The 17,796-nt window shown below is 39.3% G+C and carries 15 protein-coding genes and 1 pseudogene; 9 read left to right on the top strand and 7 right to left on the bottom strand.

What is annotated here, in order from left to right:
* Positions 1 to 19: 19 nt before the first annotated feature.
* From surE to rpoS, 4 genes are read left to right on the top strand one after another with little or no spacing between them, the layout of a single operon-like run.
* Positions 20 to 781 (top strand): 5'/3'-nucleotidase SurE, encoded by a 762-nt coding sequence (gene surE, locus F8B77_RS05615; protein ID WP_151654451.1) that lies wholly within the window; start codon positions 20 to 22, stop codon positions 779 to 781.
* Positions 781 to 1,407: a protein-L-isoaspartate(D-aspartate) O-methyltransferase gene (locus F8B77_RS05610; RefSeq protein ID WP_151654527.1), complete on the top strand. Its 627-nt coding sequence runs from the start codon at positions 781 to 783 to the stop codon at positions 1,405 to 1,407. Before surE ends, F8B77_RS05610 begins: the two co-directional genes overlap by 1 nt.
* 5 nt (positions 1,408 to 1,412) lie before the next feature.
* Entirely contained in the window at positions 1,413 to 2,408 is a 996-nt protein-coding gene (locus tag F8B77_RS05605; RefSeq protein WP_151654449.1) for a peptidoglycan DD-metalloendopeptidase family protein, read from the top strand.
* Positions 2,409 to 2,463: 55 nt separating this feature from the next.
* Complete coding sequence (gene rpoS, locus F8B77_RS05600) at positions 2,464 to 3,426, top strand: RNA polymerase sigma factor RpoS (protein WP_151654447.1); 963 nt, start codon at positions 2,464 to 2,466, stop codon at positions 3,424 to 3,426.
* Between the two features lie 86 nt (positions 3,427 to 3,512).
* Here rpoS and F8B77_RS05595 read toward each other — a convergent pair whose 3' ends face one another.
* From F8B77_RS05595 to F8B77_RS05585, 3 genes are read right to left on the bottom strand one after another with little or no spacing between them, the layout of a single operon-like run.
* Entirely contained in the window at positions 3,513 to 4,148 is a 636-nt protein-coding gene (locus F8B77_RS05595; RefSeq protein WP_151654445.1) for a CDP-alcohol phosphatidyltransferase family protein, read from the bottom strand.
* Positions 4,141 to 4,788: an ATP-binding cassette domain-containing protein gene (locus tag F8B77_RS05590; RefSeq protein ID WP_151654443.1), complete on the bottom strand. Its 648-nt coding sequence runs from the start codon at positions 4,786 to 4,788 to the stop codon at positions 4,141 to 4,143. The genes F8B77_RS05595 and F8B77_RS05590 overlap by 8 nt, the downstream gene beginning before the upstream one ends.
* The gene (locus F8B77_RS05585; protein WP_208846094.1) at positions 4,748 to 6,445 is read right to left on the bottom strand and encodes an ABC transporter permease; all 1,698 of its coding nucleotides are present in this window, start codon (positions 6,443 to 6,445) and stop codon (positions 4,748 to 4,750) included. The genes F8B77_RS05590 and F8B77_RS05585 overlap by 41 nt, the downstream gene beginning before the upstream one ends.
* A 655-nt stretch (positions 6,446 to 7,100) precedes the next feature.
* Here F8B77_RS05585 and F8B77_RS05580 point away from each other — a divergent pair.
* Positions 7,101 to 8,315 carry a NupC/NupG family nucleoside CNT transporter gene (locus tag F8B77_RS05580; RefSeq protein ID WP_151654439.1) on the top strand — a complete coding sequence of 405 codons (1,215 nt, stop codon included), beginning with the start codon at positions 7,101 to 7,103 and terminating at the stop codon, positions 8,313 to 8,315.
* A gap of 107 nt (positions 8,316 to 8,422) precedes the next feature.
* On the opposite strand, the pseudogene F8B77_RS05575 reads toward F8B77_RS05580, so the two are convergent.
* Both F8B77_RS05575 and metA read right to left on the bottom strand, forming a co-directional pair.
* Positions 8,423 to 9,048: pseudogene (locus tag F8B77_RS05575) on the bottom strand (anaerobic C4-dicarboxylate transporter family protein); the annotation flags it as partial.
* A 254-nt stretch (positions 9,049 to 9,302) separates the two neighbouring features.
* Positions 9,303 to 10,241, bottom strand: coding sequence for a homoserine O-acetyltransferase MetA (gene metA / locus F8B77_RS05570; protein ID WP_151654437.1), 939 nt, complete (start codon positions 10,239 to 10,241; stop codon positions 9,303 to 9,305).
* 226 nt (positions 10,242 to 10,467) lie between these two features.
* Between metA and F8B77_RS05565 the strand changes: the two genes are divergently transcribed.
* Positions 10,468 to 10,884 (top strand): YeeE/YedE family protein, encoded by a 417-nt coding sequence (locus F8B77_RS05565; protein WP_151654435.1) that lies wholly within the window; start codon positions 10,468 to 10,470, stop codon positions 10,882 to 10,884.
* A 9-nt stretch (positions 10,885 to 10,893) separates the two neighbouring features.
* On the top strand, positions 10,894 to 11,325 hold the full coding sequence (locus F8B77_RS05560) for a YeeE/YedE family protein (RefSeq protein ID WP_151654433.1): 432 nt from the start codon (positions 10,894 to 10,896) through the stop codon (positions 11,323 to 11,325).
* 77 nt (positions 11,326 to 11,402) lie between these two features.
* Here F8B77_RS05560 and F8B77_RS05555 read toward each other — a convergent pair whose 3' ends face one another.
* Entirely contained in the window at positions 11,403 to 11,822 is a 420-nt protein-coding gene (locus F8B77_RS05555; protein WP_151654431.1) for a VOC family protein, read from the bottom strand.
* 755 nt (positions 11,823 to 12,577) lie between these two features.
* Here F8B77_RS05555 and cadC point away from each other — a divergent pair.
* On the top strand, positions 12,578 to 14,200 hold the full coding sequence (gene cadC, locus F8B77_RS05550; RefSeq protein ID WP_151654429.1) for a lysine decarboxylation/transport transcriptional activator CadC: 1,623 nt from the start codon (positions 12,578 to 12,580) through the stop codon (positions 14,198 to 14,200).
* Positions 14,201 to 14,281: 81 nt separating this feature from the next.
* Here cadC and F8B77_RS05545 read toward each other — a convergent pair whose 3' ends face one another.
* Positions 14,282 to 15,751 carry an alanine/glycine:cation symporter family protein gene (locus tag F8B77_RS05545; protein ID WP_130044985.1) on the bottom strand — a complete coding sequence of 490 codons (1,470 nt, stop codon included), beginning with the start codon at positions 15,749 to 15,751 and terminating at the stop codon, positions 14,282 to 14,284.
* Between the two features lie 657 nt (positions 15,752 to 16,408).
* On the opposite strand from F8B77_RS05545, the gene cadB reads away from it, so the two are divergent.
* Positions 16,409 to 17,743 carry a cadaverine/lysine antiporter gene (cadB, locus tag F8B77_RS05540; protein WP_130047782.1) on the top strand — a complete coding sequence of 445 codons (1,335 nt, stop codon included), beginning with the start codon at positions 16,409 to 16,411 and terminating at the stop codon, positions 17,741 to 17,743.
* Positions 17,744 to 17,796: the final 53 nt, after the last annotated feature.

Raw genomic sequence — 17,796 nt, 5'->3', positions numbered from 1 at the left:
AGAAAGGAATGGAGATAGAGTGAATAAGTTACGCATATTGTTAAGTAATGATGATGGTGTCTTTGCTGAGGGGATAAATACTCTCGCGGCCGTATTATCAGATATTGCGGATATTACCATTGTTGCTCCTGATCGTAATCGTTCTGGTGCATCAAATTCCTTAACTCTTGAATCTCCACTTCGAGTTCGCCAAATTGAAACAAATATTCATTCAGTGCAAGGCACACCAACCGATAGTGTACACTTTGCATTGAATGAATTAATGAAAGACAACCTACCTGATTTAATTATTGCTGGTATTAATCATGGTGCGAATCTGGGAGACGATACGCTTTATTCCGGAACGGTTGCTGCCGCAACAGAAGGGCACTTTCTTGGATTACCCGCAATTGCCATGTCATTAGTAGGGCGTAATCATTTTGATACCGCCGCTCAAGTTGCCTTAGAGTTAGTGCGCAATCATATAGAAAAACCGCTAACAACGGAGAGGGTATTAAACGTTAACGTCCCCGATTGTGCTTATGCACAAATAACGTCTTGGGAAGTGACTCGTTTAGGTGCAAGACATCATTCAGAAAGTATGATTAAAGCAACAGATCCTCGTGGCGAAACGATTTATTGGTTAGGCCCTCCTGGTAAAAAACAAGATGCAGGCAAAGGGACTGATTTTTATGCGATTAAACATAATCAGGTGTCGATTACTCCGCTGCAAGTCGATTTAACCGCTCATGACTCCTTGGGCATGATGGCGGATTGGTTATCAATAGAGAGTGCTAAATGATGAATAATTCGCGTACTGAATTGCTCGTTCAATTTTTACGTCAACAAGGCATTCAAAATGAGCAGGTACTGGCTGCGATTCGAGCTTTACCGCGCGAGCGCTTTGTATCTGAAGCATTAGCTCATCAAGCTTATCAAAATAATGCGCTTCCTATTGGTGAAGGGCAGACAATCTCTCAACCTTATATTGTCGCTAAAATGACAGAGCTTCTTGCTTTGCAGCGTGATTCTACTGTTCTTGAGATTGGTACCGGGTCGGGCTATCAGACTGCGGTATTAGCGCAATTACTTGATCATGTAAACTCAATAGAGCGTATTAAATCATTACAATGGAATGCAAAACGGCTTTTAAAACAACTAGATATTTATAATGTATCAACAAAGCATGGCGATGGTTGGCAAGGCTGGGCAAGCAAAGGTCCATTTGATGCGATAATTGTAACCGCTGCTGCTGAGTCGATTCCTAGTGACTTATTATGGCAACTTAAAGATGGGGGGCGATTAGTGATCCCTATCGGTGAGGAAACACAGCATTTATTGCTTATTCTTCGACATGGTGATGAGTTCAGCTCTGAAACTATTGAAGAGGTACGCTTTGTTCCATTAGTTGCAGGTGAATTAGCATAGTAGTAATGAATAAGATGATATTTATCCCCTCTCGTTTGTGGCTCATGGCTGCACTTTTTAGTTTATTACTTTCGGGTTGCTCTATGGGGCCGCACCGTCCTGCTCCCGTATCTAGTGTTAATAATACGAGCACTTCCTCTTATGGGGGCGCTGAACGTGGTAGCTATCGAGGCAGTTATTATCGAGTTGAAAAGGGAGATACACTGTATTTTATCTCTTATGTTACCAATAAAGATGTCAAAGAATTGATTGCCTATAATGAACTTCAAGCACCATATGTGATTCATCCTGGCCAAAAAATAAAATTATGGGGCCCCAAGTATGTCGCTCCGGCTTATGGTGATGATGGGCATTTAGTTAGTAAAAAGAACACCTCGCCAACAACCACTGCAACAGCGGTTGCGGTAGTTCCTGTTGCTAATAATAAGCCTATCAGTAGCTCGAAATCGGTAACTTCCAGCAATAAAAAAACATCAACTGATCAAAAAGAAAGCACAAAAAAGGTTGAAAATCCGAAACCTAAGGAGTATGTTGATTCTAACAAATCGATAACATCTTCTAAACCAAAGCCGGTTGCGAAACCTGCACCAAAACCGACTCCTAAACCAAAGCCAGTAGAAAAAAAATCGGAAAAGGTCGACTCTTGGTTATGGCCAACAAAAGGAAGAGTTATTGCTAAGTTTTCAACAGGAGACCAAGGTAATAAAGGGATCGATATTGCAGGTCAACGAGGCCAAGATGTCATCTCAACCGCAAAAGGAACGGTAGTTTATGCGGGTAATGCACTAAGAGGTTATGGCAATTTAATTATAATTAAACATAACGATGATTACTTAAGTGCTTATGCTCATAACGAATCACTTTTTGTAAAAGAAGGTCAACATATCGCTGCGGGACAAAAAATCGCATCAATGGGTAGCTCAAGTACGAGCAGTGTTCGTTTGCATTTTGAGATCCGCTTTAGAGGAAAATCGGTAAATCCACAACGGTATTTACCGTAACAAGGATGACATAGCTGAGTTGTAATGTCTTGCTGGCTCGCCATGGGGAGGCGCTATGAGTAAAAGCAATGCAGTAACTAAAGAAGTTGAAGAGTTCGATTTAGAGACGATTAATGACAATGAGGTTGTTATTGAGGATGAATCGGAACGCCTTGAGGTAAGCAGTTCGCAAAAAGTAATGGATGCAACGCAACTATACTTAGCTGAAATTGGCTTTTCTCCACTACTAACAGCAGAAGAAGAAGTTTATTTTAGTCGCTTAGCCTTAAAAGGAGACGAAGCAGCACGAGCTCGAATGATTGAAAGTAATCTTCGATTAGTGGTTAAAATTGCCCGTCGATACAACCACCGTGGCTTGGCATTATTAGATTTAGTTGAAGAAGGTAATCTTGGGCTAATTCGTGCGGTTGAAAAGTTTGACCCAGAAAGAGGTTTCCGCTTTTCTACTTATGCGACATGGTGGATCCGCCAAACGATTGAGCGAGCCATCATGAATCAAACTCGAACCATACGTTTACCGATCCATGTTGTAAAAGAATTGAATGTATATTTACGTGCGGCTCGTGAGCTATCACAAAAGCTTGATCATGAGCCAACACCAGAAGAGATTGCAGAGAAACTCGACAAACCAGTGAGTGACGTCAGCCGTATGTTACGCCTTAATGAGCGAGTTACGTCTGTTGATTCTGTCGTTGGTGCTGAATCAGATAAAGCGCTTCTGGATATTATTCCTGATACTAAACATTGTGATCCAGAGTCCGAAACCCAAAAAGACAACATAAATGCTTCTCTTGTTGGTTGGCTTGGTCAACTCAATCCAAAGCAGAAAGAAGTTGTCGCTCGACGCTTTGGTCTACTTGGCTATGAAACGGCAACGTTAGAGCAGGTCGGTAAAGAGATAGGATTGACGCGTGAGCGAGTAAGACAGATCCAAGTAGAAGGTTTGCGTCGATTAAGAGAAATTATGACGCAACAAGGTTTAAATATGGAAACGCTATTTGCCGTAGAGGAATATTAACCTTTATTCTAACCTTAATAAGTAAATGATAAATAAAAGCCACAGTGATTTTTTATTACTGTGGCTTTTTCTTTTTAGACTAGGCACTAGGCATTAATATTATCTTGTTCTTCGCTTTCCTTTAGTGTGTGGAATCCTGACCAAATTCGATTAAAGGTAGTTATCCAGCACAGAGAAGAATAAATATAAGCAATGATGGCAAAATGAGCTGGAAAAAGGCAGAAAAATACAAAACAAGCAATGGTTTCAGTTCCCTCCGTTAAACCACTCATATAATAAAGAGATTTGTTTTTATAGATTGGATTTTCAATGTTTCGCTTTCCAGCCATAGAGGCGAATGCTAAAAAGCTGCTTCCTGTGCCAATGAAAGAGAAAATTAAGAAAGCACCCGCAATCGCATTTTGTTCAGGGTTAGCGAGAACAAACCCAAATGGAATTAAAGAATAAAACAAAAAGTCTAAGCTGATATCAAGAAAACCACCAGAGTCAGTAATGCCATTAATCCTCGCGAGTGCACCATCAAGTCCATCACAAACGCGATTTAAGACAATTAAAACTAATGCGAAATGGTATTGTTGAAATATTAATGCAGGGAAGGCTAAACAGCCTAAAGCAAAGCCAAAAAGTGTTGTTTGATTTGCAGTGATCCCCAGTTTATCTAACCCAATGGCAGACATAGCCAGAGGTTTTCGGATTAATTGAATACTGAATTTATCAAGCATGAGGGCTCTCCATTGGCCAAATCAATTGTTGACTGTTTTTTGGTACATCATCAACATCATGAGTCACGAGTAATGTCGGTATATTTGCTTCTGCTAACTGTTCAAACACCCAATCACGAAATTGTACTCGTAGCGCTTTATCCAGTTTACTAAAAGGCTCATCTAGCAAGGCAACAGCCGGCTTAGCAAGTAACATTCTCACAAGACTTATTCGCGCTCGTTGCCCCCCAGATATTTGGTCAGGGAAGGCATTGGCAAGTTTGTTTAAATGTATGTGATTCAGTGCATTAAGAGCCTCTGTTTTCCTTTGCGAACCTTTGATGTTATTGGGTAATGCAAAAGCAAGATTCTCCCAAATACATAAATGGGGGAAAAGCAGATCTTCTTGAAATAAGATCCCAACCTTCCTTTCGTGAGAAGCAAGATGAGTAATTGTATTGCTGTTAACCTGAATATCACCAGTATAAGAAAAATCTTGAGCTAGGTGTCCTGCAATAACACTTAATAATGTTGATTTCCCACAACCGCTAGGGCCCATAACACTGAGCGTTTCTCCTTTTTGAATTGAAAAAGAACAATCAGTTAATAATGGCGAACTGTTACGAGTGAGTATGCTGAGATTTGTTATTGATAGACTCATTACTCGTCACTTTCCTTGTTGTTGAATTAAGATGAGAACGACGTGAATAGTGTCGTCCAATAAAGAGTGCCAAGCTAAAGAACACAAACGGCAACAATGCTTGCCATAGTCCATATAAGGCAGTAATTCGGCGATCAAAGCCGCTGGATAAGGCGACGGCTTCGGTTGTTAATGTCATTATTCTACCTGCACCAAGCATTTGAGTAGGAAGGTACTGAGCAAGGCTTACGCTTATTCCCACAGCCCAAGCATACAAAATAGCAGGAAGCAGTAAAGGGAGCTTTATTTTTATCCAACATTGCAGTGGTGATTTACCAAGACTTAGCCCGGTTTGTGTTAATCGCTGATCAAAACTACGCCAAGGGCCATCTAATGCCAGAAAAACATAAGGAAAAGCAAAAAAAACATGAGCCCAAATAACCCAAAGCCAATAAGAGTCGCTAGAGAAATAAAGCGCACTGACTTGAATACCAAAAAGAAGTGAGAGTTGTGGTATCAGCATAGGAACCGCAATCAAAATCGATGGGATATGCCAACGATATTTCAATTTATATTCATGACCAAGCAAAGCGAAAATAAGTGCCAGAGATGACGAGATTACGGCAATAATAATGCTGTCAGCAATAACGGGAAATAGCGTAGTCCATTCACTGTCCCAAAAGCGTAAGGTAAATTGTGTCGGTAATAAATTAGGAAAACGCCATCGTTGAGAGGCACTCCATAACATCATAATAGGAAGTGAAAGCGCGACAATGCCACTAAGCCCAATAAAAAGAGATAGACCGGGAAGACGAATGCCCGCTCTTCCCGATATTTGCCAATGACGGCAATATTGCGTTATTCCCCACTCTAAAAAACGATGTAATCCAATCAGTAATAAGCAAAGTAAAAGAAGGATCATAGCGCCAGCAGCCGCTCTGGGTTGTAATTGAATATCAGGGTCACTAAACCATTGCCAGACTAATACCGCAAAGGTCGGAGGGTTGGTTGAACCAATAATCAAGCTGACATCAACAACGGATACACTATAGGCAATTACCGCTAATATTGGAAAACGGGCTTTTCTTAACCATTGTGGAAAAATAGATTTCCACCAAATCTGATGTCGTTGATACCCAAGACTGGCTGCAACTCTCTCTGATTTATCCACCTGTAATTGCTGCATTATAGGAATACTCATCAGCAGTAAAAAAGGCACTTCTTTAATAATTAAAACCAGAATTAACCCAATGTTAGCAGCATCATTGATAATGACAGGGAACTCAAATACCCCAAAAGGATTCAGGAGCCTTGCTATCATTCCAGTTGGTGAAAAAAGAAAAGCAAAGCCAATAGCAAAAGCAACATGAGGCATAGCAAGCAGTGGGGATAGTAAAGGTTCTACTTTTTTCCAAACAGGTTGCTGCCAAGTGGCTTGTAGAATAGCAAACGCAACAATACAAGAAACAAAAGTACTAACAAAAGCACTAGTAAGTGTTAGGAATATTGAATGTGAGACGCCACTCCATTCGAGAGCAGATAAATAACCGTCTAGTGAAAATGTAGACAGACCAATAGAGGGCATATAACTCAATGAAGCGCTCAATACGCCGAGCACACCAGGAGCAATAGGAAGAATGCACACAATAACAAGAAAAATATAGAAAATAGGTAATATCATGGTCTTTCTATTAATGCCTTAGTTAAGAGTTAGATTACTTCAAACATCAAGAAGTAACTTATGCCATACAGTGTTCCTGGTGTGAACGGTGTAAAGTTAAAAGTAAACTAATTAGTTCATTTTTGGAAGTGCTAATTTTGATAGAGTTTTGTCACCAATATCAAAATGTAATGGTATCTTCTATTTTTGTAGTGATAGAAAAAGAAAAATGACAGCATTTGCCATTTTGAGGCCTTATAGTAGGGAGGACTCTGTATATTAACTCTAGCATGCTTGGCTTGATGAACTTAGGTGATATTCGTATTTAATGCATTTTTTCGTTATTTTTGTAACCGTTTGTTTTTGTAGTTTGTGTATATTTGCTGTGAATATTTTTCATATAAGTAAATTTTGTGATTTATCTCACATATTTCGTGATTTTAAATCTGCTCTCTGTATACTCCTTCCCCCAATACAAGCCGTCACATGGAACAGTGAATGACCCCAAGGACTTGGACCAGCTACTGTTAAACAGCTTGTAAGGGTAATCAATGAACATACTTATTTCTATCATCACTTCCTCTTGGTGTAGTCACTCCTCACCGATCTCGTCATCTACGATGGCAACCCCTTTTGTTTCTTCTTTTTATTCTAAAATTTCATAGGCGTAATTATGACTATTTTATTTAGCCTATTAGGCATGTGTGCACTGATTTTTTGTGCATGGGTATTTTCTGAGAAACGTTCAGCAATTAATTGGAAAACCGTATCTAGAGCCTTTTTATTACAACTCTCCTTTGCTGCTCTGGTGTTGTATTTTCCATGGGGGCAAGCTGCATTAGCTGGGTTAAGTAATGGTGTCGCTAGTCTGCTCGGTTTTGCTGATGAAGGTATTGTTTTCCTGTTTGGTGATTTGGCTTCAAGTGGTTTTATTTTTGCAATTCGCGTTCTTCCTATCATTATCTTTTTCAGTGCTCTTATCTCTGCGTTATATTATTTAGGCATCATGCAAAAAGTCATCGCAATTCTTGGTGGCGCAATTCAAAAATTCCTCGGTACAACTAAAGTTGAATCTCTCGTTGCAACTGGTAATATCTTCCTTTCTCAAGGTGAATCTCCTCTTCTTATTCGCCCATTCTTAGCTCAAATGACTCGTTCTGAACTGTTTGCTGTAATGGCGGGTGGTATGGCATCGGTTGCAGGTAGTGTACTTGGCGGTTATGCAGGTTTAGGGGTAGAGCTTAAATATCTAATTGCAGCAAGTTTCATGGCAGCGCCTGGTAGCTTATTAATGGCAAAGATTCTAGTACCTGAGCAAGCGACTCCTGTTGATCAGCATGAACTAACCATTGATAAGAGTGAACAAAGTAATGTGGTGGATGCGCTAGCAAGTGGTGCAATGAACGGCATGAAAGTCGCGGTTGCTGTAGGTACTATGCTAATTGCCTTTGTGAGTGTTATCGCAATGGTAAACAGTAGCCTAGAAATGGTGGGTGAATGGTTTGGTTTTGCGGGCATTACACTGCAAACATTATTCGGTTACTTGTTTGCACCAGTTGCGTGGATCATTGGTGTACCTAAGCATGAAATGATCATGGCGGGTTCTTATATCGGTCAAAAAGTAGTACTGAATGAGTTTGTTGCTTTCATCGACTTTGTTCAACATAAAGATCAATTATCTGCTTATACTCAAGTTATCATCACGTTTGCATTATGTGGTTTTGCTAACATTGGCTCTATTGCGATTCAATTAGGCTCTATTGGTGTGATGGCTCCAGAGCGTCGTGCTGAAGTTGCGAACATGGGCTTTAAAGCGGTATTGGCTGGTACGTTAGCTAACTTGATGAGTGCATGTTTAGCGGGTCTATTCTTTAGTTTATCGATGTAATTACTTTAAGCTAAAACAAAGCCCATGCAGTATGAGAATACGCATGGGCTTTGTTATTTTTTAAATGACTATTATCCCCGCTCTAAACTGAGGCATCGTATATTGGAAACCGGATCTTTTAAACGAGCTTGGTATTCTTCATCATCTTCTAACTCTTTACCACGGCGTAAGCTGTAAAGCGCTAACATTAATGTACCGAATAGCGTTGCAGGCACCGTTACCAGTAAGATAGACATTAGAGTAATAGAAGCGTCAATATCCACTAGTTGTGCTAGATAATACACAACCGCAGCAGAAAGAGATGAGGCAGTAATAGCGATTTGAGAAGCGACAGAAGCCGCGACCATTGGGCGCTCAGGACGAATGCCATTCTTTAATGCCACATCACCAATGATAGGCATAATAGAATAAACAGCATGACCAGTACCTAGTAGGAATGTCATTGCATACGTAACAAAAGGGGCAATGATGGTGACGCGTTTAGGGTTCTTTCTTAAGATCCGCTCAGCCACTTGTAACATGTCTTTCAAACCACCTGCCGCTTCTAATATAGAGGCACAAGTAACAATGGCTAAAATGATCAACATGACGGTGACTGGCGGAGAGGTTGGTGGCATTTTGAAGATAAAGACTTCAATCACCAAACCCCAGAGACAACCCTTAAGCTAATTCCACCAAATCGAGAACCGATATAGAGTACGAGTAATAAAAAGAGAAATTCAAAATACAACATAGATCCACCTGCATAAATTTCATTTATAATAAAAATTAACTACAGGCATTAATTTCTTGTATTTTATAGGGTTTATTGAACGAGTTCTCATTTAAATTGTTGTTGATTTTATAAATAGAGGCTTGATTGTTCTGAATTAAATGAAAGAGTTGTTTCTATTTTAAAAGAAAAAAATGGGCTCTAGTTATCAGATAACAAAGACTGTTTTGTGCTTGGGATTAGGCATTAACAATGCGTTAATGCCTGAAGATAAATTAATCTCGTGTAAAATTCTGCTCTGAAAAGTGCTCAAGATCGTAAGGTGTTTGCTGGTAAACACAGTAATTGAGCCAGTTAGAAAACAGCAAGTGTCCGTGACTGCGCCACGTTGCTTTAGGGGAGAGTTCAGGATTGTCATCAGGATAGTAATTTAGTGGGATGGTTGGTTCCATGCCTTCACCAAGATCACGAACGTACTCATTATGCAGAGTAAAAGAATCATATTCTGGGTGACCTGTGACAAACACATTTCGTTTATCTTTGGTTGAGGCTAAGTAGACTCCAGCCTGTTCAGACGTTGCTAGAATATCTAAATCAGTATGCTCGCTTAAATATTTAGCTGAGAAATCAGCGTAACGAGAGTGAGGCGCTAAAAATTGATCATCAAAACCTCGTAAAATAGGATGGTGCTGATCGAGATTATCATGATTATACACGCCGGATAACTTCTCTTTACGTGTTCGTTTTGGTAAATCATAAAGCAGTTTTAAGCCAGCTTGTGCAGCCCAACAAACATAGAGGCTTGAAGTCACATGATCTTTTGCCCATGTCATAATGGTTTGCAAGTGATCCCAATAAATCACATCTTCAAATTGCACTAAACCTAATGGTGCACCAGTGATGATCAGTCCATCAAAGTTACGATTTTTAATGCCTTCAAATTGACGATAAAAAGTATCTAAATGCTCGGTTGGTGTATTTTTACTGGTGCGATTATCAATGCGTAATAGCTCTACATCTACTTGTAGTGGGCTATTAGAGAGTAAGCGTAAAAATTGAGTTTCCGTTTCAATCTTCTTTGGCATCAAATTTAAAATGATCACCTTCAAAGGACGAATGGCTTGCGTGGTGGCACGAGATTCTTGCATGATAAAGATATTCTCTTCACGCAATATTTCAGCAGCAGGGAGTTGATCTGGTATTTTTATCGGCACAACTTATCCTTAAGTTATTTTTTATCTGTAGCATTCTATACGTCTATACTCCTAAGCTACCTTATTCCTTCTTGAGTGTCGAGGCTGTGTTTTGTTCATTTCACTTTTTTATCAATAACAACTTTAGGGATAGTTAATTTAACTTCTGCTAATTAAGGGTTGACTAATATTAATTTGGGCCGTATTCTAAATATATGTGTTTAATAAATAACCGAATGGTGTAGTGATGACGATTCCATGGAGCTCTTTAGTTGGCGGTATGTTGCTAGGTGTATCTGCAACGTTACTGCTTTTACTTAACGGTAAAATTGCGGGTATTAGTGGCGTACTTACAGGGTTAATGACACCGAAAAAACTCGATTATGCATGGCGATGGTTATTTGTTATTGGCATGGTAAGTGGTGGTTTAGTTGGGGTGTATTTTTTAGGCGCGGAAGTGCCAAAAGAATATCAAACTTCAATCAGTATGCTTATTGTTGCAGGTTTACTGGTGGGTATTGGTACTCGTTTAGGTAATGGTTGCACAAGTGGCCATGGTATTTGTGGTATTGGGCGTTTATCCGTTCGCTCAATGGTTGCCACTGTAGTCTTCATGTTTGTTGCTGCGATAACAGTGTTTGTTCGATTGCATGTACTTTACTAAGGGATGGTTATGAATAATGTATTGTTTCGTTTAGTTGCGCTTATCTCTGGCCTTCTATTTGGTTTAGGTATGGCAATATCTGGCATGGCTGATCCTGCAAAGGTGATTGGCTTTTTAGATGTCGCTGGTCACTGGGATCCAAGCTTGATGTTTGTAATGGGAGGCGCGCTATTGGTGTTCATGCCTGCGTACTTTCTATTGATTAAATCAAAAGCAAAACCACTCAATGCTGAAGAATTTTGTTTATCTACCAGCAAAAAAACTGATACGAAATTACTATCAGGTGCAGCCATCTTTGGTCTAGGTTGGGGGATTGCAGGAGTTTGTCCTGGGCCTGCGGTATCGAGTTTAGGCCTTGGAAATGGTGATGTTGTTATATTCATTTTTGCCATGATGTTAGGGTTAGGAAGTACTCACTTTATTCTTAATAGAAATACATAACACCGAACCGTCCTCAAGGAGGAGCTAATCTCAGCATTAGCTCCTTTGCATTTATTTAAGTACGGATAACCTATTATTTACTCATAGAAATAGCGTTCTTCTTCTTTATCACTGCTGTATTCGACTAATTCCCATTCAAAGTGTGCTTTATCATAAAAATATAGGTGTCTGCCATGCTTCTCTTGCATGATTTCTCCATTCTGCTCATACCCTAAAGCCAGTAATTTCTGTTGTATTTTATCTAAATCTTCAACGATTAAGCCAATATGGTTAATCCCTATATTTAGATACGGAGAGCGCGTGTCTTTTGAACTACTCATCTCTTGTGGTTCTTGTAGAGCAAAATAACAATTCGCATTTCCTATGTGAGCCCAACGATGAGCACCATCAGGCGTTTTATCTGCCTTGATACGAAAATCAGGCGCTGCGTTTAAAAGAAAAGCGGTAGCGGCATCAATATTAGGTACAGTGATATTAGCGTGTTCAAATTGTGTCATGGATGACTCCTTGTCATTGGCCTATCTTGTTAATGTCCGTTCACTTTAAAACCTCAACTTAACATTAGGTCAACCGTTTATTTTTTGTTTTCTTCTTAAGGTATGCGGAGATCCATTTCTCTTAGTTGATGGATATATTATACCAATCTACATAAGTATTTGATTATTCTTGCTTGTTAAAATCGATTATATCTGCGTTATACCTTTCTATTGCAAAAATTAGGTGTAATTAGAACCACTAGTTACTGTAATTTATGCCTTGCTCTAATCGATTTTTTCTACGCAATTATCTGAACAACGACTTATCCAGAATGGTATTAATAATTTTTTAGCTTTTATTTATCCTTATTATTTTAAATGTATAAAAAATGATGAGTTGAGATTTCCTAATCTATTTATATCCTATTTATGTTGTATTCATATTGGATGAATTTCATTCATACTAATAACCGAACTGTTAATCGAGTGGATAAAAAACAGTAGTGAATCATACAAAATTTAGCTCTATAGACTGGTGTTTTTTTATTCTGGAAATCATGGTCTTATAATTTATTGGCGTTGTTTTTTACTGTTCTCCTTTGCTTGGATCCTAAGATTTCATTTTTGAAAGGGAAATCTCATATAAAAGAGAGTTATGGTTATCTATAATCAATTTTTCATTTTATATAGACGTAAATATCACGCTAAAGATTATTATTTTTGAGGCGTTTATTTCACTCGTTTTATATTAATATTTAATCAAATATGAGTATCTTATGGTCGGGATCTGTTTTCAAATTAATGACTGGACACTAGTTATTGAAGAAAATAAGTTGTATCGCCAAGATAGGGAAGTCTCAGTCGAACCTCGTTTAGTCAACTTATTACAGTTTTTAGCCCAGCATTCCGGGGAAGTATTTTGTCGTGATGAACTGATTAAGCACGTCTGGGATGGCGCATTTGTCACTGACCAAGTCGTAACACAATCAGTATTTGAGCTACGAAAAATATTACGTGATGGTCGATTAGACAATACTCGCTATTTAGTCACTGTACCTAAACGAGGGTATAAACTGGTTGCTGAAACTCATCAGGTTCGTCTTGACGATACCCCATATTGGAAGCCGTGTGATGGCGCAAAATTACCGTTAGAGAACGTAGTGTCATCAGATGGTGATTCGCAAGACATACATCAACACCAAGAAACAGAATCGCAGAGTGTATTGCCTTTTCCTGCTGCGCCACTGACTCGTTCTGTAACGGCAATTTCAGAACACGTAAATAGTGAAAAGAAAAAACAAGGTGAAAGCTTTAATAGCTTACATCGTTGGAAGCTACTCGCGTTTGATGGTTTTTTAATTCTTGTATTAATAGCCGTTATCTTTTCTGTGACCTATCAACAAACATCAACACATATTACCAAAGCTATTGATACTGATTTAATTGAATTTACCTTTCATTCTAGTCGAAATGATAACAATGAAACGGAGTCTCTCGCTGATGGAATAAGCCAAAAATTAATGGCTGATTTAGCAAGCATTGGTGACTATCGCGTTCAATTAAACAAAACGACTTTTACCACTGGGATATTGCCTGGGAAAGCGGTGAATGTTCATGTTGAGGAGCAGCAAAATAAAACGTATTTGGATGTAGAGTATCGCAGTAATACTTCAAATCGAGTCCTGTTTAGCCGTCAATATTTAATGACCAATGCAAATCTTGAGCATGTATTACGTCAGTCTTCTTTAGATTTAATGAGCGCGCTTAGTGTCACAATAACAGAAGCCGAGATGGATAGATTGATGCTTGGTTTACCAAAAGAGCGCGGTTTACTTGAAATGCTTATTCGAGCGAATCATTTTATTAATCAGTCTGATCCCGCAGAGTTTGAACAAGGGATTGCTTTATTAGAGAAAATTTCGTTAGCTGAGCCAAATAATGATTATGTACTTTCAGAGTTATACATTGCTTATAATGCTTTCTCTGCGTTAAATCCTGAATTGGATCTCGATGATAATACCACTAAGATCGAAAAGTTAAGTCAGGACCTAGCATTACGTTATTCGACGTTAAATGAAGAGGTGTTGCCTTCTCGTATCTATGAAGCGCTAGCAATGATAGCAATTAAGCAAGATAACAAAGAGGTTGCAGCTGAATATTTAACCTTGGCATTTAAGCATAGAGAGTCCGCATTCTCATACATACTAGAAGGGAAGTTAGCAGAGTTGAATGGGAATTTAGATAAAGCAGGAGATGCATACAGCAGAGCTTTCTTTATGGATACGTCTCTTGAAACTTATATGTTAAGTGAAAATCTTGCGTTCTATAGTGACTTAGAGACCGTCGCTTATTTTATGTATCGAGCGGTTAATCCAAGTGAAGTTCGTTTACTGGGATGATTGGTATAAATAAGAAAAAGCCCGTCGAACTTATGCTCGGCGGGCTTTTTGTTTTTATGACAGTAGGTTATCTAAAGTAGATTATGCTTTCTTTTTCTTTGGATGCCATGCACCGTCTAGGTCATCAAGTTCAGGGAACTTAGTTCTATCAAACTCAGGCGTTTTACCTGCTTTAAGTTGAACTTCGTAATCCTTGATAACTTTGATAGCTAGTTTAGACAGTAGAACTAAAGCAACAATGTTGATTAGCGCCATCATACCCATAGAAGCATCAGCTAGGTTCCATACTACAGGCAGAGAAGCTACTGAGCCGAACATAACCATTGCTAGCACACACAGACGGAAGCCAAATAAGCCCTTCTTAGAGTTACCGTTCAAGAACATTACGTTTGTTTCAGCATAGCTGTAGTTTGCAATGATAGAAGTGAAACAGAACAGAAGAATAGCTAGTGCCATAAAGTAGCTTGTCCAGCCGCCTAACTCGTTAGTTAGTGCTTGCTGAAGAAGGCTGATACCCGTAGCTGCGTCTGGCTGATCCATTACGCCAGAAAGCATAATCATCGCAGCAGAAGCAGTACAGATAACTAACGTATCAACAAAAACACCTAGCATTTGCACAAAACCTTGTGATGCAGGGTGGTTAGGGTTTGGTGTTGCACTTGCTGCGATGTTAGCAGCAGAACCCATACCCGCTTCGTTTGAGAATAGACCACGAGCGATACCAGATTGCATTGCTTGAGCGATAGTGTATGCAACACCACCTGCCGCCGCTTCTTGCCAGCCGAATGCACTCTTAACGATAAGCGTTAATACTGCAGGAACTTCAGTAATGTTCATCACTACAATAATTAGTGCAATCGCAAGGTAACCAATTGCCATTACAGGAACGATTTTCGATGATGCGCTAGCAACACGACGTAAACCACCCATGATAAAGAAGCCAGAAACCGCAACAATTACCACACCCATGATAGTTTTATCAAAACCAAATGAGTGATTCAGAGCATCAGTAATTGTGTTTGCTTGAACCGCGTTGAACACTAAACCAAAAGCGATGATTAAGAAGATAGAGAAAAGTGTTCCCATCCAGCGTTGACCAAGGCCTTTTTCCATGTAGTAAGCAGGGCCGCCGCGGTATTGACCGTCAACGTCTTTCACTTTGTATACTTGAGCCAGTGTTGACTCAATGAATGCTGTCGCCATACCAAATAGAGCAATAACCCACATCCAGAAAATAGCACCAGGACCACCAACGGTTAAAGCGACTGCCACACCTGCCATGTTACCCGTTCCCACGCGAGCTGCCATAGATGTGCAAAATACTTGATAAGAGCTGATTCCGCTGTCGATCTCTTGACCGCTGCGTAAGATTTTAACTGAGTGACCAAGCTGGCGTAGTTGAATAAAGCCAAGACGTACCGTGAAGTAGATGCCGACACCAACAAGAAGATAAACGAGGACTTGTCCCCAAAGAAGGCCATTGATAGTGCCAATGACAGACATTAACGCCTCGTTCATTGACTCAATTAGCGTTGAATCTGTGTTTGTCATGAAATTTCCTTATTATTAATCGTTAATTTATTTTTCCTAAACAATGGATAACGAAATGCCAATCTTTAAGAAATATAAGTAACTTTGTTATAAAGTTGTATAAAATATCGTTTGCTAAGGATTTGCGGCGATTAATATAGTTCAGTCGACTTTAGCTAGTCAATCATAATGAAACAATATGTCGTACTTTTTTTACGTGTAGCGATAAATATTTACAATTTTTTTATTGAAATTTTCTCACTCAATTAACCATGAAAAAAATCTGGTCTTTAGTTGGTTAGTATTTTTATGACGAAGAGATAAAGGTCATAAATAAACCCTTATTCTTATCAATATTAGAGGTTTATATTTTTTGTTTTTTTTAATTAAATCTAAAGTTGAAATTTTAAATTATTGAAAGTAATAGTAATTTAATTTTTTCTATCTTCGCTTGTCAGTTTTCTTCTTTATTTTTTTATCATTATTTTATTGATAATTTTATCCTTATTTTTTTTCGATTCATTGGGCGTAATCTTCATCTCAACATTCGAGCGGGATGTTGTGTATTTACCCCAACAGAGTTTGCATGCTCCGTCTAAATAACATCTCGCCCTCTTAAATAAAATTTCGCATCACGGGCTAAATAATAGAGCCCATTCGATAATCCCTGGAGATGTTATGGAATCGAATACAAAAAAAATTGGCTTAATTGCCTGTACGGGTGTTGTTGCCGGCAACATGATGGGGAGTGGTATTGCACTATTACCTTCTTCATTAGCGGCAGTTGGCTCAGTATCCATCTTTAGTTGGATTATCTGTTTAGTGGGTGCATTAAGTTTGGCGTTTGTTTTTGCCCGCTTAGCAACGAAAAACCCTCAAGAAGGTGGCCCAATTGCTTATGCAGGTGAAGTCTCTCCTGTATTTGGTTTCCAAACCGGTGTCCTTTACTACCACGCAAACTGGATTGGTAACTTAGCCATCGCTATTACTGGCGTTTCTTACCTATCTGTTTTCTTCCCAGCTTTGAATGACCCTATCCCTGCGGCTGCCGCGACGATTGCATCAGTATGGTTATTTACCTTAGTTAACTTACTAGGTGGTAGCTGGGTAAGTCGTCTTTGTACTTTAGGTTTAGGTCTTATCCTTATTCCTGTTGTGGGGACTGGTCTTGTGGGTTGGACTCACTTTGATCCTGCTTTATATAACCAAAACTGGAATGTATCTTCAGGCACAAGTAGCCACGCTATTATCAGTGCTGTGCTTATCTGTTTATGGTCTTTTGTTGGTGTTGAATCAGCAGCGGTATCATCTGGTATGGTAAAAAATCCAAAACGCACCGTTCCTCTAGCAACAATGTTAGGTACAGCGATTGCGGGTGTGATTTATATCCTATCAACTCAAGTAATCAGTGGCATGTTCCCAGCAGCAGAAGTTGCAGCATCAGGTGCGCCATTTGCTCTAGCAACCACTGAGATTTTCGGTAGTTGGTCAGCCCCATTTGTGGCGGCATTTACAGCCCTAGCATGTTTCACATCACTGGGTTCTTGGATGATGTTAGTTGGTGAAGCAGGTAAACGTGCCGCTCACGATGGTAACTTCCCTAAAATCTACGGTGAAACTGATAAAAACGGTGTTGCTAAAAAAGGCTTAGTCTTAGCATCACTTAAAATGACAGCACTAATGATTGCGTTAACTGTGTTCAGTTCTCAATCAGCTCACACTGCGGATTTATTTAATCAGTTAACGACTGATGCTGTACTACTAACAATGCTTCCTTACTTCTACTCAAGCATTAACTTAATTCGATTCGAAGGTATGACAACACGCAGCGGCTTTACCATGTTCTTCTCTGGTATTGCTTGTGTATTCTGCATGATTGCACTGGCTGGTGCAGAAGGTGCAACACTAACTGCAACCTTTATCGTGTCACTTGTCATCCTTATGTTCTACGCAAAAAAAATGGGTCTGAAACAATCAGAGCAACACGTAAGCACTGAAGCTGCTGCCCATTAATGTCACTCGATAGCGTAAACACTTAACGCTACCAACTTAATAATTTTACCCTC

This window comes from Aliivibrio finisterrensis (genome assembly GCF_008933155.1).
Classification (GTDB): domain Bacteria; phylum Pseudomonadota; class Gammaproteobacteria; order Enterobacterales; family Vibrionaceae; genus Aliivibrio; species Aliivibrio finisterrensis.
The sequence above is the reverse complement of the archived record's forward strand: the minus strand, read 5'-3'. Positions and strand labels throughout refer to the sequence as shown.

Bases quoted from the DNA above. Each gene is read 5' to 3' on its own strand.
- F8B77_RS05560 (WP_151654433.1), top strand. From the start codon at position 10,894: ATGAATAATGTATTGTTTCGTTTAGTTGCGCTTATCTCTGGCCTTCTA.
- F8B77_RS05605 (WP_151654449.1), top strand. From the start codon at position 1,413: ATGAATAAGATGATATTTATCCCCTCTCGTTTGTGGCTCATGGCTGCA.
- F8B77_RS05590 (WP_151654443.1), bottom strand. From the start codon at position 4,788: ATGAGTCTATCAATAACAAATCTCAGCATACTCACTCGTAACAGTTCG.
- F8B77_RS05595 (WP_151654445.1), bottom strand. From the start codon at position 4,148: ATGCTTGATAAATTCAGTATTCAATTAATCCGAAAACCTCTGGCTATG.
- F8B77_RS05610 (WP_151654527.1), top strand. From the start codon at position 781: ATGAATAATTCGCGTACTGAATTGCTCGTTCAATTTTTACGTCAACAA.
- cadB (WP_130047782.1), top strand. From the start codon at position 16,409: ATGGAATCGAATACAAAAAAAATTGGCTTAATTGCCTGTACGGGTGTT.
- F8B77_RS05580 (WP_151654439.1), top strand. From the start codon at position 7,101: ATGACTATTTTATTTAGCCTATTAGGCATGTGTGCACTGATTTTTTGT.
- F8B77_RS05545 (WP_130044985.1), bottom strand. From the start codon at position 15,751: ATGACAAACACAGATTCAACGCTAATTGAGTCAATGAACGAGGCGTTA.
- cadC (WP_151654429.1), top strand. From the start codon at position 12,578: ATGGTCGGGATCTGTTTTCAAATTAATGACTGGACACTAGTTATTGAA.
- F8B77_RS05555 (WP_151654431.1), bottom strand. From the start codon at position 11,822: ATGACACAATTTGAACACGCTAATATCACTGTACCTAATATTGATGCC.
- rpoS (WP_151654447.1), top strand. From the start codon at position 2,464: ATGAGTAAAAGCAATGCAGTAACTAAAGAAGTTGAAGAGTTCGATTTA.
- F8B77_RS05565 (WP_151654435.1), top strand. From the start codon at position 10,468: ATGACGATTCCATGGAGCTCTTTAGTTGGCGGTATGTTGCTAGGTGTA.